The 15,574-nt window shown below is 54.1% G+C and carries 13 protein-coding genes; 5 read left to right on the top strand and 8 right to left on the bottom strand.

Translation table 11 applies throughout. The features are described 5' to 3' along the window. Positions 1-430: 430 nt before the first annotated feature. Positions 431-1,366: a LysR family transcriptional regulator gene (locus GSQ86_RS10780; protein ID WP_158749948.1), complete on the bottom strand. Its 936-nt coding sequence runs from the start codon at positions 1,364-1,366 to the stop codon at positions 431-433. Positions 1,367-1,633: 267 nt separating this feature from the next. Here GSQ86_RS10780 and GSQ86_RS10775 point away from each other — a divergent pair, with 267 nt between their 5' ends. Further along, positions 1,634-1,894: a helix-turn-helix domain-containing protein gene (locus GSQ86_RS10775; protein ID WP_158749947.1), complete on the top strand. Its 261-nt coding sequence runs from the start codon at positions 1,634-1,636 to the stop codon at positions 1,892-1,894. Continuing rightward, positions 1,891-3,213, top strand: a complete 1,323-nt coding sequence (locus tag GSQ86_RS10770; RefSeq protein ID WP_158749946.1) for a hypothetical protein — start codon at positions 1,891-1,893, stop codon at positions 3,211-3,213. The genes GSQ86_RS10775 and GSQ86_RS10770 overlap by 4 nt, the downstream gene beginning before the upstream one ends. 363 nt (positions 3,214-3,576) lie before the next feature. On the opposite strand, the gene GSQ86_RS10765 is transcribed toward GSQ86_RS10770, so the two are convergent. The 4 genes from GSQ86_RS10765 to GSQ86_RS10750 all read right to left on the bottom strand — a co-directional run bounded on the left by GSQ86_RS10765 (position 3,577) and on the right by GSQ86_RS10750 (position 7,248). Then, positions 3,577-4,098: a cytochrome P460 family protein gene (locus tag GSQ86_RS10765; protein WP_158749945.1), complete on the bottom strand. Its 522-nt coding sequence runs from the start codon at positions 4,096-4,098 to the stop codon at positions 3,577-3,579. Positions 4,099-4,196: 98 nt separating this feature from the next. Beyond that, the gene (locus tag GSQ86_RS10760) at positions 4,197-4,880 is read right to left on the bottom strand and encodes a VOC family protein (RefSeq protein WP_158749944.1); all 684 of its coding nucleotides are present in this window, start codon (positions 4,878-4,880) and stop codon (positions 4,197-4,199) included. A gap of 332 nt (positions 4,881-5,212) precedes the next feature. Continuing rightward, entirely contained in the window at positions 5,213-6,241 is a 1,029-nt protein-coding gene (locus GSQ86_RS10755; protein ID WP_158749943.1) for a D-cysteine desulfhydrase family protein, read from the bottom strand. Positions 6,242-6,297: 56 nt separating this feature from the next. Beyond that, positions 6,298-7,248, bottom strand: a complete 951-nt coding sequence (locus tag GSQ86_RS10750) for a redoxin domain-containing protein (protein WP_216841108.1) — start codon at positions 7,246-7,248, stop codon at positions 6,298-6,300. 423 nt (positions 7,249-7,671) lie between these two features. Between GSQ86_RS10750 and GSQ86_RS10745 the strand changes: the two genes are divergently transcribed. The 3 genes from GSQ86_RS10745 to GSQ86_RS10735 all read left to right on the top strand — a co-directional run bounded on the left by GSQ86_RS10745 (position 7,672) and on the right by GSQ86_RS10735 (position 11,773). Further along, entirely contained in the window at positions 7,672-10,701 is a 3,030-nt protein-coding gene (locus GSQ86_RS10745; RefSeq protein WP_158749941.1) for a PAS domain-containing protein, read from the top strand. Then, positions 10,701-11,072 carry a response regulator gene (locus GSQ86_RS10740; protein WP_158749940.1) on the top strand — a complete coding sequence of 124 codons (372 nt, stop codon included), beginning with the start codon at positions 10,701-10,703 and terminating at the stop codon, positions 11,070-11,072. Before GSQ86_RS10745 ends, GSQ86_RS10740 begins: the two co-directional genes overlap by 1 nt. A 71-nt stretch (positions 11,073-11,143) precedes the next feature. Then, positions 11,144-11,773, top strand: a complete 630-nt coding sequence (locus GSQ86_RS10735) for a response regulator transcription factor (protein ID WP_158749939.1) — start codon at positions 11,144-11,146, stop codon at positions 11,771-11,773. 158 nt (positions 11,774-11,931) lie between these two features. Here the strand turns inward: GSQ86_RS10735 and GSQ86_RS10730 are convergent, their stop codons facing one another. The 3 genes from GSQ86_RS10730 to GSQ86_RS10720 all read right to left on the bottom strand — a co-directional run bounded on the left by GSQ86_RS10730 (position 11,932) and on the right by GSQ86_RS10720 (position 14,894). Next, positions 11,932-12,609, bottom strand: a complete 678-nt coding sequence (locus GSQ86_RS10730; protein WP_158749938.1) for a response regulator — start codon at positions 12,607-12,609, stop codon at positions 11,932-11,934. 8 nt (positions 12,610-12,617) lie between these two features. Next, positions 12,618-13,475, bottom strand: coding sequence for an SDR family oxidoreductase (locus tag GSQ86_RS10725; protein ID WP_216841107.1), 858 nt, complete (start codon positions 13,473-13,475; stop codon positions 12,618-12,620). Between the two features lie 84 nt (positions 13,476-13,559). After that, on the bottom strand, positions 13,560-14,894 hold the full coding sequence (locus GSQ86_RS10720; protein WP_158749937.1) for an epoxide hydrolase family protein: 1,335 nt from the start codon (positions 14,892-14,894) through the stop codon (positions 13,560-13,562). Positions 14,895-15,574: the final 680 nt, after the last annotated feature.

Genomic DNA, 15,574 nt, shown 5'->3' with positions numbered 1-15,574 from the left:
AACCCTGATTCATCGGGTCGAACTGTCAGGGTGGATCGAACTCGTCGGCGATCTCGCGTCAGGTGGAATCGCAAGAACAATAAGGGAGGATCGCCAATCATGAAGAATCAGGAAGTTGCGATACGCCAGGCGTGGAACAGGGAAGGCGCAACTGAAAACAATGTCTCCCTCTGAGTCCACGCGCAAAAAACCGCCTCTGTCAACGCAGTCAGATCACCCAGGTTCCCACGGCAACAAGCACTGGGAGTCAGTACATGTCTGCCCGAAGTGTGGATATAAGCTGAACCTCTCGGACATCGATGTAAAGGCAATCACCACCGGGATAGTCTCGTGCCCCGATTGCGATCGCGCGGGCCCGATTGAGATTCAGATTGTTGATGGAGAGGGGGCACGAGATTAGAGAGAAATCCCATTGGTGCAAATTCGCCAATCAGGCGGACAGCGGCAATGGGATTTGTTTGTACTTGTTTACATCTGAGAGTTTGCGGGCGAAGGCTCGCACGAGTTCACCTGCTACTTTGGAATCGTCGTCCACCCGAGAAATCAAGTAGGTTCGCAGGAGCAAACCCGTCTCCAGGAGTGGCCGAACTGTGACGCCGTTACGAGCCATGAGCAGCGCACTCGATTTAGTGATCAGAGCTATCGCCAGACCATCTACAACGAATGGAAACGCCTCTTCAGGAGTTGTTACGTGTTGAATATTGCACGCGCTAACGTGTTTTTGTTCCGCAACATGAAGAATCGAATCGTACAGCGGCGGATGTAGACGACGCTCAAATAATATCCAGCGGCGTTCTGCCATCATCTCCAATGTGACCGAAGGATTGTTCGCCAATTCATCTTTTTTCGACATGGCAATATAAAAGGGTGCCTCGGCAAGCCGGAGCATCGTCAGCAGTGGAGATTCCGGCGGCTCTGTCGCGATAGCGAAATCCAGTGTCCCTGCCAGAAGATCGTGCACCATATCGAACGAATATTGACTTCTCAGTTCGATTTTTAGCCGCGGATACAAGGGTAGTTCAATCGAGAGCAAAGTCGAAATCAAAAACGGGTCCGTATATGGTGACCTGCCTATATACAGAGGTACGTCGGCGTTTTGGAGTATTGCGCGGGCTGCCTGAGCGGCGCGCTCGCTGTACTGAAGAGACAATCGCGCGTATTGAACGTAGGATCGACCCGCATCGCTCAGCACGACGTGCTTACGGTCACGGAGAAACAGAGGACCGCCAATCAGGGCTTCTACATCTTGGATGTTTTTGGTCAGCATGGGCTGACTGATCCGCAACCTGCGGGCCGCCCGCCCAAAGTGCAATTCCTCAGCTAGGGCAATTACCGACTCCATCAGTTTCGTGTCGTTCTTTAACATGCCGCTCCCCCATGAACTCCGCGGAAATGGGGATAGGACGTGGACTGGGCAGTCGGTTCTTTCAATTTGTCGGCGCAGATGCGTCCTACCGTCGGGTTGTATCACTTAGATGACCGGGCTGTGGAAAAGGTAGGCCGATATGTGCTTATCAGCGTCATTGATAAGGAACCCCTTCTGCTGAATTGGACTCTACAGGCATCTTCGGCCATCGTCAGAATACGTACGTTATCTCCGCTCCTTTTTGGGGTTTTTCAAAAGTGAGGTTGTATGCTCTCAGCCGCAAAAGCAAGTTCACGAACCCTTACGCCGGCCTTCGAGCCGCTTCTTGATCTACACGAGGCGGCCAACGTGCTGGGGATGCACTGGAAGACCCTTGAGGGCAAGGCACGGCAGCGCGAAGTCCCCGCCTTCAAGGTTGGGAAACGCTGGAGATTTCGGCTGAGTTCGCTGAATAACTGGCTTGAAGCTGGCCTAAAATTGAATACAACCGATCGGGCCGACGTGACTAGACAGGAGCAACATCCTTGAAATTCACCCGGCAACGCTATCAACGTGGCTATTTGCGGCGGGTGCCGCGAGCCAACAACAAGTCGGCCTGGGAGTATCGTTACGCGGACCCTCAGACCGGCAAGGAAAAGTCCATGTACTTCAGCACAGAACAGTTTCCAACGCAGACCGCGGTCGAGCGGCACTTGGAAACCTTTGTGCTCAAACTCAACACTGACAACCCGACGTTAGCCGTCCTTGAGCCCACCTTCGATACGTTATTGGATCGCTTCATTGAGGAAGAACGCCTGCTTGAAATCAAGAAGGTTCGACCCGGTGAATCCTGCGACAACGTAGGCGAGCTGAGCTTTTCGACAGCCAGTTCCTACCTCAGCGTCATCAGGCGAGTGCGTGCGAAGTGGGGAACCACTCGTATTACTCGTCTGAAGCCGATGAACGTTCAGGAGTGGTTACGAAATCTGGAAGCCGCGCCCAAAACCAAAGGTCACATCAAGGCCGTCATACATCGCCTGTATGAGAAAGCCATGCTGTGGGAGATGGTCGAGTGGCAACGGAATCCGATGGAGTTTGTCGAAATCAAGGGCATCAGCAAACGCCGGAAACGCCCGGTGATCCTCACCGTTGAGCAGTTCTTTTTGATCCTTCCGCTGATTCCGCAGCCGTACCGCATGATGGCGCTACTCGCGCAATGCTCGGGTCTTCGCGTTGAGGAAGTCTTGGCTATCGAAAAGCCGGACATCCACTTCGGGAAGCTCAGTATGCAGATCGTTCGAGCAGTCGTTCACGGTCGGCTGAAGCTGGTCAAGACGGAATACTCGGAGGACGAACTGCCCCTTGACCCGGACCTCGCTGCCATCCTGCTCGACTTCATTCGCGAAGCCGAAAAGGAGGCGCTCGCCAAGTTGGGAGACGAGGACGCCGGAATCATTGAGTCGGATCTGCTTTTCGTCAGCCCCATGACGGGGCGGCATTTCCACGCGTCGCCAATCGGACAGGATTACCTCCGCCCTGCGGGTTGCTGTCTCGTGGATTGCCTGAACTGTGGGGCCGTCGCAGGTGAGTGGTGCAAGACCGACTTTCCCGTTCCTAACGGGAAGCGCCTTCCGCTTCACGACGAGCGGTGGGATGCTGCCGGTAAGTACGGCAGCATCGGGTGGCACACCTTCCGCCATACCTACCGGTCCTGGCTGGACGACACCGGAGCACCCATGGGAGTGCAGCAGAAATTGATGCGGCACGCCCAAATCTCGACCACGATGAACGTGTACGGCAACGCGCTGATGGAAGCAAAGCGCGAGGCAAACGCAGCAGTCGTTAGCAGGATTTTGAGGAGCGCATAACCCATGATGGGAGGCGTCCAAACGTGCGAAAACCCGGCGGAGCAAATGTTGCTGCTCTTACACCGGGTTATTCCGGGTTGGAAGTTTCGCTAAGTGGTTGCGGGGGTAGGATTTGAACCTACGACCTTTGGGTTATGAGTGACCGAGCACTCGCGTATGTTGTTGAATTTCCTGGTACAAATGGCGACTCGGAAGTATGGAAAAGTACGCATCGGACAGCTTATTGGGAGTCTATTGGGAGCGCGTTTCAGATGTTGGGTTTTTCACCCAACGGTCACAGGATTGGTCTCATCTTCGGCTGACGATGCCGACGTCTCGTTACCTCCCTACCAGCCAAAAACAATAGGGTTTGATTCCTTTTTTTCAGGGTGCGTAATGGGTGAAGATAAAGTCCCGAGCTTTCGCAGGCTCATGGCAAGAAAAACAGGGCTTGGGTTCCGCTTCGTTTAGAGGTTTACCGTTTGTGAATTGAGCAAATCCCCAGCCTCCGGTTGCGGAATATCGTCTGGAATCCTTGACCATGAACTGCACGTTAGTTGGAGACCCGGCGACGAACGATTGCTCACTCCCAAAGACTTTATTGTTTTCCTCGGACGGAACGTATTTCCAGGCCAGACGGGCAATAATTGTGCCATCTGGAAATGGAAACTTTTCTTCCCGATAAGCCTTGATCGCCTCATCGTTCCCCAAGATGGCGCGAATATCGTTAAGATTGCCTGCCTCGTGGGCTACGGAGATCAATTTCCAGTCCCGGTATCCAGCAGGAATCTGTACCTCGTAGTTCGGGGGAACTTTTTCGTCGGTGTGTCCGGATGCGTGCTGTGTGAACGCGAGGAAACTTCCCACAACTGCTGCTGCAACCGATAAGAGTGCGGTCCACTTCATAGAAATATCTCCTTGAGATTGGGCAAATTCTTAGTGCCCTCCCGCCGAACAGGCCGAAATTTGGCTAGACTGAGTGTCAATTAAAGCCCTCGCTTGACTCACTTGGGCGGCTCGGCACCAGACTGCTCACGCACCATGTATTCGGCATACCAGTCGGGCCAATTCATATCTGCATGGCCAATTCGCTCCTCATGTTGACCATCAGCGGCTGCTGCTCGGCGGAGCGCTGTCGCCAAATCGGCTACCGATGCAAATGCCGTCCCCACCTGATCGATGCGACCGGGTAATCGAGTGGTAACCTCCTGCAATAGCCAACCATTGCCGTCAGGGTCGCTAAACGTGACGAAGGAGCTATAGCTGGCGCGATCGGGGGCGGCCCCATCGATGCGACCGTTCGCGCCTACGGGCTCGAATTGAGCACCCGGTGTCCCGGCATGAAAGACGCCGCTGACCCTGGCGCCGTAAGCGATGAGTTGGTCACGCGCAGCTTCGATGTTGGAGACGATCAGGTAGAGGCCTTGGGCTGAACCGGACGTGGCCGACGTCATCTTCGTGCCGAATTGGACCGAGCATCCTGAGCCAGGCGGAGTAAATTGGACCACTCGAAATCCGTTATCGAAGGCGAAGTCGGCGTCGAGCCTCCATCCAAGGTTCCCGTAGAATTCCTTTGCTCGGTCGACATCCGAGACAGGAATGACGATCGCCTCTAGTTTCAGATCGATTCTTGCTAAGCTCTTGTCGCTGTTCGCACTGTTGCCGCGAACTTCATACGTACTTGCCATGTTCTTTCTCCTTTAGGTCTAGATAGGTTCACAGTCAGATTTGATAAATGCGAGCAATACGCGGTCGTGTGTGGCGCAGATGAAACAGCGTCCGGTACATGTAATTGCATTTTTAGTGTTGGCCATCGATCAAGTTTTTGCTTTACTCGAATCAGATAATTCCATTCGCAGTTGTTGGTTCCTAGAGAGCAAATAGCAGACCAGTTGTTGCAAACTCCTCAATCTCGCTCGCGACTCTTCTAACGAAGCGATTGACGAGTCGGAGGCAGGTTGATCTTGCGATCTCTCTTTCATGCCGACTTCTCCTTCCATTGCAGATCACAGATTTCTTTTTAAGAAGCCTCTTCAAAGGCTGGTTGATACGCAAAAAGACCCGGTAGACCGCCAGTCATCAGGAACAGAATGGCCTCACCTGGTTTGTAGGCACCGCTGCGAACGGCCGCCAGAACACCCGCGAACGCTTTACCCGTATAGACCGGATCTAGCAGCAGTCCTTGTGTGCGAGCCATTGTGCGTACAGCCTCCAACATCGCTGAGGTCGGAATGCCATAACCATCACCGAGTTGATCGTCGCTTACGCGAATCGCATCTAAATCGATAGATTTCGTTGGGGCAAGGAGAGCTAGCGTCGCTTTGGCAAGCTCGTGAGTACTAAATTGTGTTTCCTTACCCGGATTAAGAACTGCATACGAACTGATCTTCTCAGGATTGATCCCAACCGAAGCAAATCCGGCCGCAAGACCGGCGTGTGTTCCCGAACTCCCGTTGGGAGCGATGATTTGGGTGAAGCCGCCTTCGATTTCCCGCTGCTGCTCCAGAATTTCTACTGCACAATTGGCGTAGCCAAGACATCCAGCCGGAGAACTACCGCCAGACCCAACCAGATACGATCGTCGGCCTTCTCTCTTCAAAACTTTGGCCCGATCCGCCGCAAAATCCAGGGCGTTCTCCGTGCCAGCAAGCAGGTGAATTTTCGCTCCCAAAATTTCGTCAAGGAGTACATTGCCATTGCGCCGATACGCTTCATCATCCCGTGGTACAACCTGAGTCAGAACGAGTTCGCATGACATCCCAGTGTGCGCTGCGGCCGCTGCACTGAGGCGTGCGTGGTTCGACTGCAAGCCGCCGATCGTGATGAAAGTATCAGCGCCTTGCGAAATCGCATCACCCAACAGGAATTCGAGTTTCCGCAGCTTGTTGCCGCCCCCACCGAGACCCATTAGATCGTCCCGTTTCACATAGATCCGTACCTTGGTCTCCAACTCGCGCTCAAGACGGTCCAATCGTTGAATCGGTGTGGGACTATCGAAAAGTTTCTTACGGGAGAATTGCTCAAAAAGAGGTAAGTTTCGGGAGTTCATGCTTCACGCCTTCATTTTGAAATAGTTAGCCGTCGACATCGGTGACAAACCTTGGATCAGCCGAACGTGAACACAAAAGCTTCAGTTCCGGGGTCGAGAAATTCGATGTCGAACTGCCGGTCAGCAATAGGCTCTTGTTGTCGAATGAGTTGATAGAGTCGCTGTTCGACGATTGTGCCGTTACCGTGAGGATCAACATCGCCTCCGTGAGCAGCGAGCGGCGGCTGTTGATCGATGAGCACGCGGAATCGCATCGATGCTCCTCGGCTCGCCGGTCCCATAACCAGGTGAAGATCACGGGCATGGAAACGATATGAGATGCCCCCATTCATCTTGTTGAGGACAGCACCTTGTTCATGTATTGTCCAATCGCCTGAGAGAGCCCATTGATTGAGTTTCAAGGGCCCCGGGGCAGCATAGTTGTGGCTCTTATTTGTTGCCACCCCGCCGGGTGATGCAAAGTTCTCTGAGCGCTCGTAGCCAAGATAGGTTTCAGGAGATTGCAAGCTGCTCCAATTCGCAGGAGCTTCCGCACCACGTGCGTCGACCGAAACAAAGCCACTAGCGACACTCGAATCCCCGATTTCCGCGAGCAATTGTTGAATGATCAGTTCGGCTCGATCATAGTTGCCTTCACCGAGTTGATGATGGCGAACGCGTCCGGTTGCATCGACGAAGTAAAGCGCCGGCCATGCGTTGTTGTTGAAGGCGCGCCATATCGCATGATCGTTATCGATCGCGATCGGATAGTCGAGCTTCATGGTCTTCCTGGCCCAGCGAACGTCATCGAGGCTCCTTTCGAATTCGAACTCCGGCGCCTGTACACCAACGACTACCAATCCCTGATTCTTATACTTTGCCGCCCATGCCCTGAGATAAGGAAGTTGACGAAGTGAGTTGATGCAAGAGAAGGTCCAGAAGTTAATGAGAACGACCTTCCCGCGCAGGTTTGCTGGAGTCAACGGAGGCGAATTTAGCCACTCGGTCGCGCCGGCTAGAGACGGCATCGAACCTTCAGAAGCTAGTCGAACTGCCCCCTTGTTTGATTGGGCATTTGCGCAACCGATTAAGCCAAATTGGGCCGCGACAATCGCCATGGTCGAGGTTCCTAGAAAGCGACGACGGTTATGATCGATGTCCGCCGGAATTTGCTGCTGCGTCGGTAGCGGCTTAGACCTCATTGTTCAGAACCTCTTTATTGCTCTTCCTGGCAGGTGATGCACGACGACCACCATACCTTTGTCATGGCAGGTTAATTCAGTAGAATTCGGTCATTCGGACACTTGCGATCACACCATAAACATTGGCGAGAATCTATGGGACAAAGGTATCGACCTTATGGTTTTACTCCGAGGCCGATACGACTCCGGGTAAAAACCGAGACCAAAGGATGATGGACGCGCACCCCAAAAGAGGCGCATCCTTATCAGATGGGGTACGAGCCGCGGAATATCGGAAAACCAGGCGATCCAGGTTGTGCCACTGGCCTTCACACCTCGTCTGTCGGTGAGGCTCGATTTTGCGACATTTTAGATGGAATCCCAGGGCTGGTGATTACAGCCGCCGCTACAGGTGAGCTTGAGCTCTTTAACCTTCCGGTTTTGGAATTTTTCGGCAAGACGCCCGATGAGCTAAGAAACTGGACGGCAGGCGGCATCGTTTATCCTGATGACCTTCCCCGTCTGGTCGAAGCCTTCAGGCTTTCGATGACCACTGGCTGCCCCTACGATCTCGAGTACCGTCTGCGGCGTTTCGACGGCGTCTACCGGTGGTTTCATGGTCGCGCGCTTCCAGTCCGAGACTCGGAGGGCCACATTCTCAACTGGTACTTCCTACTTAATGACGTTGAAGATCGCCGACGAGCGGAAACCCTGTTGGCAAGCGAAAACCGGTTACTCGAAATGGTTGCGGGCAGCAACTCGATATCGGAGATACTCGGTGAGCTTTGCCGTCTTGTCGAAGCCACGGCTACCGCTTCATACTGCAGTGTTGTACTGGTGAACAGTTCCGGGACTCATCTTGAGCACGGGGCCGCGCCGAGCCTCCCCTCTACCTTCACCGCCGCTATTGAAGGGCGCCCCGTAAACACTGACTCTGGCCCGTGTGCGATGGCCGCTTACCTCAACGAACAAGTTATCTCCGTCGATCTCGCCTTGGAAACGCGCTGGGAGGAATATCAGTGGTGTCCGATGGCCTTGGCGCACGGACTGCGATCATGCTGGTCGACCCCCATTTCTTCCACGATCGGAAAGGTGCTCGGCGCCTTCGCGATCTATTACAAAGAACCGAGAACACCCACCACCGAAGACCAAGTGTTAATCGCCCAGTTCACTCACATCGCGAGCATCGCCATCGAACGTCAACAGTCACAGATGTCACTCTCAAGGGCACTTGATGAACTTAAGGCATCGGAAGGCCGGCTTCGCACAACCATCGACGCTATTCCCGGGCTTGTTTGGAGCGCCGATCCCGACGGAAACGTGGACTTTCTAAATCAAGCGTGGTGCGACTATACAGGCGTCGGACTTGAGGACGCGGGCGGGTCCGGCTGGGCAAAGACTCTTCACCCGAATGACGCGGCAGGCTTGACAGGCTATTGGGCATCTTTGCTGGCGTCTGGGGAACCCGGCGAGTTTGAAGCGCGATTTCGTCGTTTCGATGGCAGCTGCCGCTGGTTTTTAATTCGAGCCGTTCCGTTACGAGATGAGACCGGCCGAATCATCAAGTGGTACGGCCTGAGCACGGATATTGAAGATCGCAAACAGGCCGATTCTCTGCTTGCCGGCGAGAAGCGTTTATTAGAGAGGGTCGCCAGTGGTACTCCGTTGGGATCGATTCTCGAGGACCTCTGTCATTTTGTTGAAACCACTGTTACTAACAGTTATTGCAGCATCCTATTGGTCGACCCAACGCGCACTCACCTTCAGCACGCAGCTGGGCCGAGCCTCCCGACCAATTTCAATGCGTCGGTTGATGGCCTTCCGCTAGTCGTCAGTTCGGGACCCTGCGCGACGGCGGTATGTCTGAATGAACAGGTGATCGCTGCTGACATTACGCTCGATACTCGATGGGCAGAATACGCATGGTGCCCTATGGCTTTGGCGAATGGGCTGAAGGCCTGTTGGTCGACCCCCATATCGTCCACCAATGGAACAGTCATCGGGATCTTCGCGATCTACTACAAAGAACCCAAAACGCCCACGCCTAGAGACCAAGCCCTAATTGGCCAGTTCACCCATATTGCAAGCATTGCAATCGAGCGTGCGCAAGGTGAAGCGGCGTTGACACGCAGCGAAGCATTTCTTGCGAAAGCTCAGCAACTTAGCCTGACAGGAAGTTTTTCATGGCGTGTGGCGACCGGCGAAATAACCTGGTCGGAGCAGGCCTACCGCATCTTCGAGTTCGATCCGGCGTTGACCGTAACGCTCGAACTCATCGGCTCACGTGTGCACCCTGACGACATCCCACTAATGCGCGACATGGTAGCTCGCGCGCAAGCCGGTCAAGACTTCGAGTACGAGCATCGGCTCCAGATGCAAGACGGCTCGACTAAACACCTCCATATGATCGCTCATGGAATTGTGGACGAAGCAGGCCAAATGGAGTACATCGGCGCCGTCCAGGACGTAACAGAACGCCGGCTCGCGGACCAGGCGCTGAGTAAAGTTCGCTCGGAGCTCGCTCATGTGGCCCGGGTCACAAGCCTGGGAGCCATGACAGCATCCATCGCCCACGAAGTGAACCAGCCGTTGTTCGGCATCGTGAACAATGCGAGCACTTGTCTGCGCATGTTGGCGGCCGATCCTCCCAATATCGAGGGAGCACTCGAGACCGCGCGACGCACGCTTCGTGATGGAAATCGTGCCTCCGACGTTATTAAGCGCTTGCGCGCGCTCTTCAGAAAGACGGAAGCCATTACCGAATCTGTAGACCTAAACGAAGCTGCGCGCGAGGTAGTGGCATTGTCGCTGAGTGACCTGCAACGAAACCGCATCATCTTGCGGTCGGAACTCGCCAGCAGCCTCCCACTCGTTATCGGCGATCGTGTCCAACTTCAGCAGGTGATCCTCAACCTCCTGCGAAACGCGTCCGACGCGATGAGTTCCGTCACGGATCGGCCTAGACAGCTGGTGATTAAGACCGAGGAAGAGGAAGGAGATCGTGTGCGTTTGGCCGTACAAGATACAGGCGTGGGACTGGATTCTCAGACGATCGACAAGCTTTTTCAAGCTTTTTACACAACGAAGAGCAATGGTATGGGAATCGGGCTTTCAATAAGCCGCTCCATCATCGAGAAACATCGCGGACGTCTATGGGCAGCGCCGAATAGTGGTCCCGGAGCTACATTTTCTTTCTCAATTCCTCGAGGACCTGGGGCTGTAACTGGTGTCGACAGTCTCGACACCATTCAGACGCCCGTCGCTGTGACAGAAGCGGCCCGCGTCATGGGGAACCCGTAATGGATATTTCTTCACTCGTATCACTTGTAGATGATGACGAGTCTGTACTTGAGTCACTTCCTGACTTGCTGAAGGAGTTCGGCTTTGCGGTCAAAGCATTCTCATCTGCTGAAGAGTTCCTCGCGTCCGATAGCGTCAATGCAACTAAATGCCTTATCCTCGATATCGCCCTGCCCGGCATGACTGGACCTGACCTTCAACGGGAGTTGACCCTCCGGCGGCAAAACATTCCTATCGTTTTTATTACCGCAGATGAAGATGAGACCATCCGGCCGCGCATGCTCGAACAGGGCGCGGTAGAGTGCCTTTTCAAGCCCGTCAGTGAAGCCACTCTTCTCAAGGCACTTGATAGGGCCCTCTGCGTAAACTGACTCACGAATTTACTTGACGAGGACTTATGAACCTAGCAACAGTAGTTCAGCGTGCTTCGAGACCCTTCCTTATGCCCCAAACGACCCCTACCGTGTTTGTTGTAGACGATGACATCTCGGTACGCGAGTCGTTGGAATTGTTGATTCGTTGCGCAGGTTGGCGTCCCGAGGTGTTCGCGTCCGCAGAGGAGTTCCTTTCCTATCCTCGGACCCCAACTCCAAGTTGTCTGGTATTAGACGTCGGTCTTCCTGATCTCAATGGCCTCGACTTGCAGAAGCGTATTGCCCTGGACCGCATGGACATACCCATTATCTTCATCACTGGAGCAGGCGATATCCCAATGTCCGTTCAGGCCATGAAAGCGGGTGCCGTCGAGTTTCTAGAAAAGCCAGTGAGCGAAGATGTTCTATTAGGCGTTATCGGGAATGCCATAGAACGAAGCCAAGTCACCCTGGGCCACCAAGAAAAAATACGGGCGATCCGCGATAGTTATGCGTCGCTCACGCGTCGGGAACAGCAGGTTATGGCGTTCGTCGTGACTGGTCGCTTGAACAAACAGATCGGCGGAGAACTCGGTATCAGCGTGATCACCGTGAAGACTCATCGAGGCAATGTTATGCGGAAGATGAAAGCAGACTCCCTCGCAGACCTAGTCAAAATGGCCGTGCGGCTTCGCCTCACTGTTGCTCCAAAGGCCTAAAACTTAGACGCGCCGAACCCGTTCAGCTTGCTGAACCTTCTCGAATCGCCCATTCATTGACCTGGGCGCTTCGAGGCCACGGTCTTCTCCAGACACGAACAGTTTTAGGAAGGTTCCCTTTAGAACGGCGATCACGAGGATGCTGCAAAACGTGCTGATCATTGGCCGACCAGTTCTGATATGGACTCAGTATCGAGATCTATCGAGACTGCAGCGTGGCTCATACTGCTGTCCAATCCGGGAGACGTTGTATCCATCTCATCGGGTTGCGTGACGATTGCCAGTTGTACGGGATGGAAGCAGTGTGAGCAAGATGTTAAGTGAGTTGAGCCCTTCACCCGCCCAACCGGATGGAAAAAGGATCGCAGACATTCAGGGCAGGATACGAACACGCCCGCGTCAACACATTCACGAGCCGGCAGGTCAGGTATCCAAATCGGCGCCGCCTGGCGCAACGATTCACGTGAGTCTCTTTCTTCGATCGACCATAAGATCTCAAATAGTCGAGCTGCACCATTTGAACCTTTGGCATAAAACGCATCTGCCGCAACATCTGGAGGGACGAACACTCCCGAGTACGCTCCACTCATGGCGATGACTGCGATTGCTGGAAATCGACGTCGCACGACCGACAGGAGTTCGAATCCGGACATGCCGGGCATATCGAGATCGGATAGGAGAATTCCGGGAATTCGTTCTCGTATCAGCGCTAGGGCCGAGAATCCATCTGAGGCTGTACGAACGATGTAGCCTCGTCTTTTGAATATCTCTGAAAGCCCATAACGGATTGCCGGATTGTCATCTACAACGACAATATCATTCATCTCTTTCCGCATCGTTTCTCCTAGCGTTGATGGGCCGACATGTATCGCCCGGCAGGACAACTCAGGGATAACTTCGGTATCAGATTCTGTCGAGCTGCCTCGTATGTCTCCCAATCAGCGACGTCCGGCAGTGAGGGGATGGTGATTGTTTCGCCCAATTCGAAGCCAGCAATTGCTGCTTCGACCATCTCATCGGCATCCATCACAACTTCTGCCGGGAGTCCATTGAGTGGAGTCGCGGAGATGTCCCAGAAGTCGGTAGCAGTCGCGCCTGGCACGACGGTCTGAATACGGATACCGCGCCCGCTGAATTCCTTGTGGAGTGAAAGACCAAAGGCCAGAACAAAAGCTTTGGTGCCACCATAGACGCCGTTTAGCAATTCAGGAGCAATACCGAGCGCCGAAGAGATGTTGATAACGGCTCCTTTAGACCTCGCCACAAATGCTGGCATGACGGCATAGGTCAGCCTCACAAGTGCGGTCACGTTGAGTTCGATCATCTGATCAATCTTGCCGATATCGGCAGCCAGAAATGGTGTTGGTACACCTACGCCTGCATTGTTGACCAGAAGAGTGATGCTTGCGTTCGTCCGCAAAGTCTCCTCGACATGAGCGAGATCACCTCGGTCGCTCAGGTCCGCAACAATGATCTCAACGGAACGGCCTGTATCTTCGCGGACTCGCTTTGCTACCGTGCTAAGGCGCTCTCGATTGCGGGCGACTAGGATCAGATCGTATCCCCAGCTCGCCAACTGATCGGCGTAGATGGCACCTATGCCGGAAGAAGCTCCCGTGATCACCGCTGAGCCTTTTGAACTCGAATCGATGAGGGCCTTGCTCAAGAAGCGGCGGCGCGCCTGATTGCCTGTTGCGGACATTGTCTTTCTCCTATGTGGTTCAAATCGCTTTCATCGTGATGATGTGGGAGCGCCTGCGCACGTGACATTCACTCCCGCCATCGGCTAACCGCGTAGTGAACGGAACGCTGCTCGCATTTCTTGAGAGAAGAGCGCTGGCTGCTCCCATGCTGCGAAGTGCCCACCCTTTGCGGGTCGGTTGTAATAGATCAGGTTGGGATACGCTTTCTCCGTCCAACTCTTCGGGGCCTGATAGATCTCGTCCGGAAAGGCGCTTACGGCAACCGGGATGGAGACGCCCCTCGGATCAAAAAAGCCTCCCTTATATTCCCAATAGAGGCGGGCCGACGAGACTGCTGTCTTGGTTAACCAGTAGAGTGTGATGTTTTCAAGAACATCGTCCCGTGTCAGCCCTTCCGTCCGACCGTCGAACACCCGGGCGATGAGAGCTTGACTACTCGCATCGTGATCAAGGATCCAAGCAGCCAATCCGACAGGTGAATCCTCAAGCGCGTAGAGCGTTTGCGGACGGCCGGACATTTCTTGCGCGTATCCAAGGCCGTGCTTATAGAAAAAGTCGAGCTGCTCCCAAGCGCGATCCTCGTCGGCGGAAAGCGCGTATGGCGGAAGTTGCCGTAGCTGGAGCGCCTGCTCAATATCTGCTGGAACGGTAGCCGCCATGTTGGTGTGTATCCCAATCAGTTCAGGAGGGGTCTGCAGAGCCATCATTTCCGTGACCGAGTTACCCCAGTCGCCTCCCTGGGCCACAAATCGTGTGTACCCGAGGCGCTTCATCAGCACAGTCCAGGCGCTCGCAATTCGCTTCGGATCCCAGCCAGTTGCAGTCGGCTTTGCCGAAAAACCATAACCCGGCAGTGAAGGAATGACTACGTCGAAAGCGTCCTCTGCAGTTCCACCAAAAGCCGTTGGATCGGTCAGCGGGCCAATAATCTTTAGCTGCTCAATGATAGATCCAGGCCAACCATGAGTGATGATGATCGGCAACGCGTTAGCATATTTTGATCGGACGTGAATGAAATGGATATCCAGCCCGTCGATGGTCGTCACGAATTGCGGAAGAGCGTTAAGCCTCGCCTCAACTTTCCGCCAGTCATAGTCCTTTTCCCAATATTTCGCGAGCTTTTGCATGGTCGCGAGTTGGACGCCTTGGGTTACGTCGCTCACTGTCTCCCTTTCTGGCCAACGCGTCGTGGCGATGCGCTTGCGCAAATCCATCAGGTCCGCTTGCGGAACGTTGATACGGTAGGGGCGGATGGATAAGTCCCCATTCGCCCTAATCGATCCCGTGTGTGCCGGATGGCTGATTGCAGCGCGAGCATCGGTAGGTTCGGCGAGTCCGAGAAGGCTGATTGCACCTGCGGCTGCTGAAGTGGCGAGAAAGCTTCGCCGAGTCGATACGATTGTTTCGAATTCTGTCATGATCCTTCTCCTTGAGAAACTGCCCGTTCCACGCATCAGTTGAACTAGATCCGTTGAACAGTTGTGATCAAACCAGACCGGTTGGGGCGAATCTATGGGACAAAGGTATTGACTGATACCTTGGCATGAGCTCTCCAAAGTCGCTCAAATCAGCAAAGTTCGAAGAGAATTGCGCGCGCGGCTATCGCCAATCTGGTAACATCTGACGCCCAATTGAACGACTATCTGATCGCTGCCAGCAGCCACAGACGCTCTCAAACCTTTGGGGGCCAAATAGATTCCAAATATCGATCCTGATAGACGCGATTCCCATCAGTGGTCGCTAGCTTCCGAAAAGGCGACTTATCAAGATTTGGAGAACGCTGAGGGTTTCAATGGCGGCCCGACGACCCGAACGCGGTACATCTTCTCGCTCTCCGCAGCCTTTGCAGGATCGGGCTTTGCTCCTAGCGGATGGTTCTACTCATAGTCCCGAAAGAACGCTTCAATTTCACCCGCCGGATCGTAGATATTCAGATGTCGAGCAGGCGCATCCCGAGCACCACATAGGAGTGAGGTATTCCTTTGGGGGCCATGAAGCTATCGCCGGTCTGCAGAACGGTCTTCTCGGTCCCACATTGCAATCCAAACGAGCCTTCGAGCAGGCACATCCATTCAATTCTGTTCCAAGTGAATATGCA

It is taken from the genome of Acidobacterium sp. S8, assembly GCF_009765985.1.
Taxonomy (GTDB): Bacteria; Acidobacteriota; Terriglobia; order Terriglobales; family Acidobacteriaceae; genus Alloacidobacterium.
This window is presented reverse-complemented; position numbering and strand designations above follow the sequence as displayed.